General features: G+C 72.0%; 8 protein-coding genes. 3 read left to right on the top strand and 5 right to left on the bottom strand.

Annotated elements, in window-relative coordinates:
• Both H5J29_RS14660 and H5J29_RS14655 read left to right on the top strand, forming a co-directional pair.
• Positions 1 to 582, top strand: a 582-nt coding sequence (locus tag H5J29_RS14660) for an acyl-CoA dehydrogenase family protein (RefSeq protein ID WP_281375981.1), incomplete at its 5' end; no start/stop codon positions are given.
• A gap of 129 nt (positions 583 to 711) precedes the next feature.
• Positions 712 to 1,206, top strand: a complete 495-nt coding sequence (locus H5J29_RS14655; protein WP_181781514.1) for a DUF1059 domain-containing protein — start codon at positions 712 to 714, stop codon at positions 1,204 to 1,206.
• Here H5J29_RS14655 and H5J29_RS14650 read toward each other — a convergent pair.
• Positions 1,203 to 1,736 (bottom strand): hypothetical protein, encoded by a 534-nt coding sequence (locus tag H5J29_RS14650; protein ID WP_312858227.1) that lies wholly within the window; start codon positions 1,734 to 1,736, stop codon positions 1,203 to 1,205. The two genes, H5J29_RS14655 and H5J29_RS14650, sit on opposite strands and share 4 nt — an antisense overlap.
• Positions 1,737 to 1,814: 78 nt before the next feature.
• Between H5J29_RS14650 and H5J29_RS14645 the strand changes: the two genes are divergently transcribed.
• Positions 1,815 to 2,435, top strand: a complete 621-nt coding sequence (locus H5J29_RS14645; protein ID WP_181781513.1) for a TetR/AcrR family transcriptional regulator — start codon at positions 1,815 to 1,817, stop codon at positions 2,433 to 2,435.
• Here the strand turns inward: H5J29_RS14645 and H5J29_RS14640 are convergent.
• Genes H5J29_RS14640 through H5J29_RS14625 form a run of 4 tightly spaced genes read right to left on the bottom strand, consistent with a single transcriptional unit; the run spans position 2,419 to position 6,939 of the window.
• Complete coding sequence (locus H5J29_RS14640; protein WP_181781512.1) at positions 2,419 to 3,420, bottom strand: TIGR03842 family LLM class F420-dependent oxidoreductase; 1,002 nt, start codon at positions 3,418 to 3,420, stop codon at positions 2,419 to 2,421. The two genes, H5J29_RS14645 and H5J29_RS14640, sit on opposite strands and share 17 nt — an antisense overlap.
• 2 nt (positions 3,421 to 3,422) lie before the next feature.
• A complete protein-coding gene (gene hydA / locus H5J29_RS14635; protein WP_181781511.1) occupies positions 3,423 to 4,814 on the bottom strand; it encodes a dihydropyrimidinase in 1,392 nt (463 codons plus the stop codon).
• Entirely contained in the window at positions 4,811 to 6,088 is a 1,278-nt protein-coding gene (locus tag H5J29_RS14630; protein ID WP_181781510.1) for an aspartate aminotransferase family protein, read from the bottom strand. Before H5J29_RS14630 ends, hydA begins: the two co-directional genes overlap by 4 nt.
• Positions 6,085 to 6,939, bottom strand: a complete 855-nt coding sequence (locus tag H5J29_RS14625) for a nitrilase-related carbon-nitrogen hydrolase (RefSeq protein WP_181781509.1) — start codon at positions 6,937 to 6,939, stop codon at positions 6,085 to 6,087. The genes H5J29_RS14630 and H5J29_RS14625 overlap by 4 nt, the downstream gene beginning before the upstream one ends.
• Positions 6,940 to 7,384: the final 445 nt, after the last annotated feature.

Below are 7,384 nucleotides of genomic sequence, written 5' to 3'. Positions count from 1 at the left end.
ACGTTGGACCTCACGCGGCGCCAGGCCACCGTCCGGCTCACCGACGCCCCCGGGAGGCTGCTCGCGGGTCCGGACGAGGCCGACCGGGTGATCGGGCACGCCCTCGCGGTCGGGGCGGCGCTGCTGGCGGCCGAGCAGGTCGGCGGCGCCCAGCACCTGCTGGACCTGTCCGTGGAGTACGCCAAGGGCAGGCTGCAGTTCGGCAGGCCCATCGGGTCGTTCCAGGCCGTGAAGCACAAGATCGCGGACATGCTCGTGGCCCTGGAGCACGCCCGGTCCACGGCGTACCACGCGGTGTGGGCGCTCGGGGACGGCTCCGACGACCCCGCGCTGGCCGCGAGCATCGCGCAGGCCACCTGCTCGGCGGCCTTCGCCGGGATCGCCACCGACACCATCCAGGTGCACGGCGGCATCGGCTTCACCTGGGAGTACCAGGCGCAGCTGTACTACAAGCGGGCGATCACCGACGCGGCCCTGCTCGGCAGCGCCGAGGAGCACCGCGCCCGGATCGCCCGCCTGGTCCTGGACACCGCCTCCGCCGAGGGTGCCCCGAGGGTCGCCACCGGCACCGAGGTCGGCTGAGCCAGGCCCCCCTGACCGGGGCCGTCCGGGCGCAACGGCGCGTCCGGACGGCCCCGTCCCGAATCACCTATTGACACAGGTCTGCGCTGGTAGTGCGCTTGCTTCCCCGAACCGCACGAGGAGGCCGCGATGACCAGGATGACCGTGGACTGTCGGACGATCCCCAGCGAGTCGGGCTGCACGATGACGCTGTACGGCGAGCCGGACGACCTGCTCCGGGCGGCCGTGGCCCACGCCGTGGACGCGCACGGGCACACCGACGACGAGGAGCTGCGAGACGTCCTGCGCGGCGCCATGCGGCCCGCGAGCGCCCTCGACCTGGGTGAGGGCGCCTTCGTCCAGGTCATCGAGTTCCGCGCCGCCGGTCTCGACGGCTTCGACGAGGCGGAGGCCGAATGGCTCGCCGACATCGGGGACGCGCGCACCGCGACGTGGTCGGTCATCGCCGCGGACCGGGACGACCCGGGGCGCTACCTCCAGCTCGTGGCCTTCCCCGACTACGAGTCGGCCATGCGGAACTCCAAGCACCCCGCGACCGGGCGGATCGCGGAACGGATCAGGGAGATGACCGAGGGCGAGCAGACCTTCCGCAACCTCGACGTCCAGCGGGTGGCGGGTCTCTAGGCGAACGGTCGGGACTCGGGAGAACGGGGCTGCGCCGCGAGCCGCTCCTCCAGCCGGTCCAGGGCCCCCCGGATCGTGTCCGCGTACCCGGGGGCGGACTCCTCGGTGCCCGCGAGGGCCCCGAGCCGCTCCCGCGCGGCGGTGAGGTGGGTGCGGGCGAGCTTGGGCTCGCCCACCTTCCGGTACGCCTCGGCCAGGTTGAGGTGCAGCGACGGGTAGAACCCGGCCAGGCGCAGCGCCGGATGGTGGGACTCGGCGCGCCCGGGCGGCACCTCGTCCGCCGCGGCGAGCGCCCGCCGGTCCCATTCCAGCTCGGCGTGCGGGTCCTCCTGGACGTCCGCCGCGTAGTGCGCCAGGACGCACCGGTGGAAGGGATCGGTCAGCTCCGGCCACAGTGCGGCGAAGCCCGCCGCGGCCTCGGCGCGCGCGCCGCCCTGGGCCAGCGCGACGAGCGCGGTGACCCGATCCATGACCGGGTCGGGTGCTCCGTCGGCTGCCGTGTCGCCGGGACTGTCGGGTGTGGTCTCCACGCCGCGCACGCTAGCGTCTCGTACCGACGGAATCGGCCATCGCTGGTCAGCCGGGGGCGGGGCTGTGAAGATGGGCCCGTGGACGTGCGCAGACGGATCCTCGACGCGGCCATCGAGGTCCTGGCCGCCTCCGGGTTCGACGGTGCCTCGTTGAGCGAGGTCGCGGCGCGGGCCGGGGTCTCGCGGCCCACGGTCTACCGGCACTTCGGCTCGCGCGAACAGCTCGTCTCCGCCGCCCTGCTCCGGCTGTCCGAGGAGATCGTCCAGCGGATCTGGGCCGCGGCGGGGAAGGCGACGTCGGCGGCCGAGCTGGTCGTGGAGGCCACGATCCGGGCCCGCTACGAGTTCCGCACCCAGCCCGCGCTCGCCCCGATCGCCTTCCCGGAGAACGGGTCGTTCGGGCTCGCGCGGGCCAGCCTGTCCACCGACGCGGTCTCGCTGTCCAAGCGGTTCCTCGCCCCGCTGCTGGACCACCAGCCGGAGCTGGCGGACGAGATGGACGAGATCGCCGAGACCGTCATCCGCTTCCTGCTGTCCCTGGTCTGGTTCGACGGAGACGCGGGCATGGACGACGACCGGCTGCGCGGCTACCTGCACCGCCGGATGGTCCCGGCGCTGGGCATCCGCCCCGCGGACCACAGTGTCTCGAGCAGCGGTTCGCAGCAGTGGGGCGGCACAGTGCTCAGAGCCCCGGGATGACCGCCGTCCCGTAGGCCTCGACGGTCTCCTCCCGGCCGTCGTGCATGGCGTAGACGGCGAACTGGTCCACGCCGAGAGAGGCCAGCTCCGCGAGCCGCTCCCGCTGTGCCGCAGCGGGTCCGAGCAGGCAGAACCGGTCCACGACCTCGTCGGGCACGAAGGCGGTGGAGGTGTTGGCGGCCCGGCCGTGGTGGCTGTAGTCGTAGCCCTCGCGGCCCTTGATGTACCCGGTCAGCTCGGCGGGCACGGCCGCCGAGCTCTCGCCGTACCGCGTGACCAGGTCGGCGACGTGGTTGCCGACCATCCCGCCGAACCAGCGCGTCTGGTCGCGGGCGTGCGCCACGTCGTCGGTGACGTACGCGGGCGCCGCGACGCACATGGTGATCGCGTCCGGGTCGCGTCCCGCCTCGGCGGCCGCCGACCGCACCGTCTTGATCGTCCACTCCACCAGGTAGGGGTCGGCGAGCTGGAGGATGAACCCGTCGGCACAGCGCCCGGCCAGCGCGAGGGCCTTGGGTCCGTAGCCCGCGACCCAGACCGGCACCGCGGGCGAGCCCGGCGCGACCCACGGGATCCGCACCTCCGTCCCCCCGAGGTCCACCGAGCCACCCGCCGTCAGCGCGCGGATCACCTCGACGGACGACTCCAGCCGGGCCAGTGTGGTCGGTGGGCGGCCCTGCACCCGCACCGCCGAGTCGCCGCGCCCGATCCCGCAGACCGTGCGGGGCCCGTACATGTCGTCCAACGTGGCGAACAGCGAGGCGAGCACGGTCCAGTCCCGGGTGCCGGGGTTGGTCACCATCGGCCCCACGACCAGCCGGGACGTCCGTTCCAGGATCCGGCTGTAGATCACGAAGGGTTCCTGCCAGAGGACGTGCGAGTCGAAGGTCCAGCCGTGGCTGAAGCCCAGCTCCTCCGCCCGCACCATGAGGTCCACGACGGCCGCGGCGGGCGGGTCCGTCTGCAGCACCAGTCCGATGTCCATGCTCACCTCAGGTACTGGCACGTGTCGCGCCGGAGGAACGACCCGTGCCCCTTCGTGCCCAGGTACTCGCCGCCGCCCACGACGACCGTCCCGCGGGAGAGCACCGTCTCGGCCCTGCCCGTGGTCGTGCGTCCCTCGTAGACGGAGTAGTCGACGGCCATGTGGTGGGTGTCCGCCGAGTGGGTCTGCTCCGCGGTGGGGTCGTAGATCACGATGTCCGCGTCGGACCCGGGGGCGATCGTGCCCTTGCGTGGGTACAGCCCGAACATCCGCGCCGGTGTGGCGCAGGCCAGCTCGATCCACCGCCGGCGCGTCAGGTGCCCGTCGACGACGGCCTGGTGCAGCAGGTCCATCCGGCTCTCCACGCCGGGCAACCCGTTGGGCACCTTGGTGAAGTCCCCGATCCCGAGGTCTTTCTGACCCTTGAAGCAGAAGGGGCAGTGGTCGGTGGAGATCACCGAGAGGTCGTCGTTGCGCAGCCCGCGCCAGAGCTCGGCCTGGTGCTCGCGCGGCCGCAGCGGGGTCGAGCAGACGTACTTGGCGGCCTCGAACCCCGGCTCGTCGACCTCGTCGGTGGACAGGAACAGGTACTGCGGGCAGGTCTCGGCGAAGACGTTGTCCCCGGCCTCGCGTGCCGAGGCGATCTCGGCGAGGGCCTGGTGGGCGGACAGGTGCACCACGTACAGCGGGGACCCGGCGACCCGGGACAGCTGGATCGCCCGGTGGGTGGCCTCGGCCTCCAGCAGCGCGTGCCGCACGGCGAAGTGGTGGCGCGGGTCGGTGTTCCCCCGCTCGACCGCCTGCTGGGCCAGGACGTCGATCGCGATCCCGTTCTCGGCGTGCATCATGATCAGCCCGCCGGTCTCGCCGGCCCGCTGCATGGCGCGCAGGATCCTGCCGTCGTCGGAGTAGAAGACGCCGGGGTAGGCCATGAACAGCTTGAAGCTGGTCACGCCCTCGCCGATCAGCGCCTCCATCTCCTTGAGGGAGGAGTCGTTCACGTCCGCGAGGATCATGTGGAAGGCGTAGTCGATCGCGCAGTTCCCGGCCGCCTTCTCGTGCCAGGCGTCGAGGCCCTCGCGCAGCGACCCGCCGACCTGCTGGATCGGGAAGTCGATGATCGTGGTGGTCCCGCCCCAGGCCGCGGCGCGGGTGCCGGTCTCGAAGGTGTCCGAGGCGTAGGTGCCGCCGAAGGGCATCTCCATGTGCGTGTGCGCGTCGACGCCGCCGGGGATCACGTAGCGCCCGGTGGCGTCGAGCTCGGTGTCCGCGGTGAGGGTCAGCACGCCGGGGGCGGCCAGCGCGACGACCTTCTCGCCGTCCACCAGCACGTCCGCGACCACCTCCTCGGCCGCGGTGATCACGGTGCCGCCACGGATGGCGAGGGTGGTCATGAGGCCGCTCCGATCGCGTCGGTCAGGATCGTGAGTCCCTCCTCGGCCTCCTCCGCCGTCAGCGACAGCGGAGGAGCGATGCGCAGGACGTTGCCGTGCAGTCCGCCCTTGCCCACCAGCAGGCCGCGGTCCTTGCAGCCCTGGAGCACGGCGGTGGCGAGCGCGGGCGCGGGCGCGCCGGGGATGCCGGAGCCCGGCTCCACCAGCTCGACGCCGATCATCAGACCCTTGCCCCGGACGTCGCCGACGACGGGGGAGTCCAGCGCGCGCAGGCCGTCGAGCAGGAGGGGACCGATCTTCGCCGCGTTGCCCTGCAGGTCGTGCGCGCGCAGGTGGCGCAGGTTCGCCAACGCCCCGGCCGAGGTGATCGGGCTGCCGCCGAACGTGGAGATGGAGTTGGCGGGCAGGTTGTCCATGATGGACGCCGGTGCGATCACCCCGCCCATCGACAACCCGTTCCCGACGCCCTTGGCGAACGTCACGATGTCCGGCACCGCCCCGTGCGCCTGCCATCCCCAGAAGTGCTCGCCGGTGCGGCCCCAGCCGGTCTGCACCTCGTCGGAGATCCAGAGGATGTCCCTGGCCCGCACCACCTCCGCGAAGGCGCCCAGCAGCCCGTCGGGCCCGGAGGTGAACCCGCCGACCCCCTGGATCGGCTCCGCGATCAGCGCGGCGATCGAGCCGCCGGTCTGGTCGAGGACCTCCTCCAGGTCCGCCACGCAGGCCGCGACGAACTCCGCGTCGGACAGCCCGGCGAAGGGCGACCGGTACCGCTGTCCACCGTGGACGTAGTAGGTCTGGAAGGGTGACAGCGAGGTCGGCGACCACGCGCTGTTGCCGGTGATCCCGATCGTGGAGAAGGACCGGCCGTGGTAGCTGTTGCGCAGCGCCAGGACCTGGTTGGACCCGTTGCGGGCACTGGCCAGGAGCAGCGCGGCGTCGTTGGCCTCGGTGCCGCTGGTGGTGAGGAAGACCTTGGCGTCGGGGATGCCGGAGACCGCGGCGATCTCCTCGCACAGCTCCACCATGGGCCGGTTCAGGTACAGCGTGGACGAATGGATGATCTTCGCGGCCTGTGCGGCGACGGCCTCGGTGACCGCGGGCAGCGCGTGCTCGGTCATCGTGGTCAGGATGCCGCCGAAGAAGTCCAGGTAGCGGGTGCCGTCGGCCGCCCAGACGTACCGACCGGAGCCGTGGTCGAGCTCGATCGGCTCGTCGTAGTAGAGGGCCAGCCAGCTCGGCAGGACGGCGCGGGTGCGCTCGTACAGGCTCATGACTCGACCAGCGGACCGTACGCGTCGGGACGGCGGTCGCGGTAGAACGCCCACTGCTGTCGGACCTCGTCGATCAGGCCGAGGTCCAGGTCGCGGACGAGCAGCTCCTCGTCGGAGCCGGAGCCGACCTCGCCGACGAACTGCCCGCGCGGGTCCACGAAGTAGCTGGTGCCGTAGAAGTCGTTGTCCCCGTACTCCTCCACCCCGACCCGGTTGATCGCGGCCACGAAGTACTCGTTGGCCACCGCGGCCGCGGGCTGCTCCAGCTTCCACAGGTACGACGACAGCCCGCGGCTCGTGGCGCTCGGGTTGAAGACGATCTCGGCGCCCGCGAGGCCGAGCGCCCGCCAGCCCTCGGGGAAGTGCCGGTCGTAGCAGATGTAGACGCCGATCCTGCCGACCGCGGTCTCGAAGACCGGCCACCCGAGGTTGCCGGGGCGGAAGTAGTACTTCTCCCAGAACCCCTTGACCTGCGGGATGTGGTGCTTGCGGTACTTGCCGAGGACCGAGCCGTCGGCGTCGATCACCGCGGCGGTGTTGTAGTAGTTGCCCGCGCTCTCGACCTCGAACACCGGCACGACCAGGACCATCCCGGTCTCCCTGGCGAGCGCCTGCATGCGCTGCACGGTGGGTCCTGCGGGCACCGGCTCGGCCCAGCGGTAGTGCTCCGACTCCTGCACCTGGCAGAAGTACGGGGCGTTGAAGACCTCCTGGAAGCCCATCACCTGGGCGCCCTGCTCCGCGGCGGCACGGGCGTAGGACTCGTGGACCTCGATCATGGAGGCGGTGTCCCCGGTCCACTTGGCCTGCAGGATCGCGGCCCGCACCGTCCGCGTCGGTGAGCTGGTCATGAGGCGCCCCCTTCACACACACATGTGGAGCGGCCCACCTTGCTGCGGGAACCCGTGCGGCGCAAGAGGCGGACCCGACCGGGCAAGATCGTCACCTCCGGTGCCCGCCCGGTGACACCGTTGCCGAGTCGTGACCGGCCCGGACCAGGTGGACCCAGTGGGAACCTGTCGGTAACCCGGCCGTCATGGCAGCCTCTCAGGATTCGCCTTCGTCCGGGATCTTCCGGGCGCCGAGGGGGTGGCATGGGAAGCCGGGGGAGGCCGAGCGTGCGGAGCCGACCATCGTCCCTGCGGACGACGGTCTCGGCCGTCGTCGCGTTCCTGCTGCTCGTCGTGCTGTGGGAGCTGGCCAAGCTCGTCCTGCCCGCCGAGGGCGTGACGGTCGGCGGCAGTACTACGTGGGCCACGGCGCGGAGTTCGGCTCGGAGGTGGAGGGCTTCACCGT

It is taken from the genome of Pseudonocardia pini (assembly GCF_013870575.1).
GTDB lineage: Bacteria > Actinomycetota > Actinomycetes > Mycobacteriales > Pseudonocardiaceae > Pseudonocardia > Pseudonocardia pini.
Note: the sequence above shows the minus strand (reverse complement) of the source record. Positions and strands in the feature narration are given on the sequence as shown.

Coding starts and splice junctions, on each gene's coding strand:
- H5J29_RS14655 (WP_181781514.1), top strand. CDS start 712: ATGACCAGGATGACCGTGGACTGTCGGACGATCCCCAGCGAGTCGGGC.
- H5J29_RS14640 (WP_181781512.1), bottom strand. CDS start 3,420: ATGGACATCGGACTGGTGCTGCAGACGGACCCGCCCGCCGCGGCCGTC.
- hydA (WP_181781511.1), bottom strand. CDS start 4,814: ATGACCACCCTCGCCATCCGTGGCGGCACCGTGATCACCGCGGCCGAG.
- H5J29_RS14630 (WP_181781510.1), bottom strand. CDS start 6,088: ATGAGCCTGTACGAGCGCACCCGCGCCGTCCTGCCGAGCTGGCTGGCC.
- H5J29_RS14625 (WP_181781509.1), bottom strand. CDS start 6,939: ATGACCAGCTCACCGACGCGGACGGTGCGGGCCGCGATCCTGCAGGCC.